General features: G+C 77.0%; 1 protein-coding gene and 1 pseudogene. One reads left to right on the top strand and one right to left on the bottom strand.

Going from position 1 to position 1,147, the window contains the following annotated elements:
• The coding region (locus tag FV223_RS28190; protein ID WP_281407483.1) for a transcription antitermination factor NusB at nucleotides 1-901 on the bottom strand (901 nt) is incomplete at its 3' end.
• Between the two features lie 78 nt (nucleotides 902-979).
• On the opposite strand from FV223_RS28190, the pseudogene FV223_RS32200 reads away from it, so the two are divergent.
• A pseudogene (locus tag FV223_RS32200) lies at nucleotides 980-1,147 on the top strand (DUF1674 domain-containing protein); the annotation flags it as partial.

Genomic DNA, 1,147 nt, shown 5'->3' with positions numbered 1-1,147 from the left:
CCGCCCTGTTCGCGACGATCATCGCGGCGACGCCCGCCGCCGCGATGATCGTCGCGAACAGGGCGGCCGGGAGGACCCAGCCGTCGGTGGCGTCGTGGGCGAGGCCGAAGCCGAGGGGGCCGAGCGAGGCGAAGACGTAGCCGATCCCCTGCGCCATCGCCGAGAGGGCGCCGGCCGAGGCGGCGTCGCGGGTGCGCAGGACGAGGAGGCTCAAGCCCAGCCCGAAGCAGCCGCCGATGCCGAGGCCGAGGAGCCCGGAGGCGGGGAACCGCAGGCTCTCCGGTCCGAAGGCGAGGACGAGGAAGCCGGTCAGCGTCGCGGCCAGCACCGCGACGATCCAGCCGCGCTGGTCGCGCACGCGCGCGGCCAGCATCGCCACGACGAGGGCGCCCGGCGCCTGATGCAGCGTCACCACCGAGGCGACGAGGCCGGCGAGATGCCGCGCCTGCGGATCGGCCTTGGCCAGGCGCACCGCGAGGTCGACCGCGGCATGGTCGGGAACGGCGAGGTCGAGGATCTGGGCGGCGCCGGTGGCGAGCAGCGCGACGAGGCGCGGCTTGTCCTCGGGCAGGCCCTGCTCCATCCGCGCGGCGAGCGCGCGCCGGAGGAAGCCGAGGCGGCGGAAGGTGACCGTGGCGATGGCCCGCGCCAGACCGGCATCGCCGGCGTCGAGCCCCGCGACGCGGGACGCCTGGGCCAGCGCATCCTCCAGGGCGAGGGCGCGGTTCTTGCCCAGCAGGTCGGCGACGACGGCGTGCGCCACCCGGCGCGCGGCGAGGCCGGCGACGTCCGCCTCGACCGCCTCCGGTGCGGATTTCGGCGGCGATTTCGGCCCCGGGCGCGGACCCTTGGTCGCGCCCGCCGCCCGCGCCGGCCCGGACGCGTTGCGCCCTCTGCCCATGGATGCCACTTCTCGAAAGACCCTTCGTGCCGGCGTGCTGCCGCCGGACCCCGATGCCCTCCCACTTGAGCGAGTCCGATGCAAGGTGAAACCAGCCGCGACGGGACCGACGAAGCCCGGACCGAACACGTCGAGGACGGCGGCGGGACCGCCCCCCGTCCCCTCACCCCGGCGGCCGCGCGCGCCCTGGCGGAGGCGGCCGAGCGCCGCAGGGCGATCGACGCGCGGGCCGCCGCGGTCTCGGCC

Origin of the sequence: Methylobacterium sp. WL116, from assembly GCF_008039455.1 — a bacterium.
Classification (GTDB): domain Bacteria; phylum Pseudomonadota; class Alphaproteobacteria; order Rhizobiales; family Beijerinckiaceae; genus Methylobacterium.
Note: the sequence above shows the minus strand (reverse complement) of the source record. Positions and strands in the feature narration are given on the sequence as shown.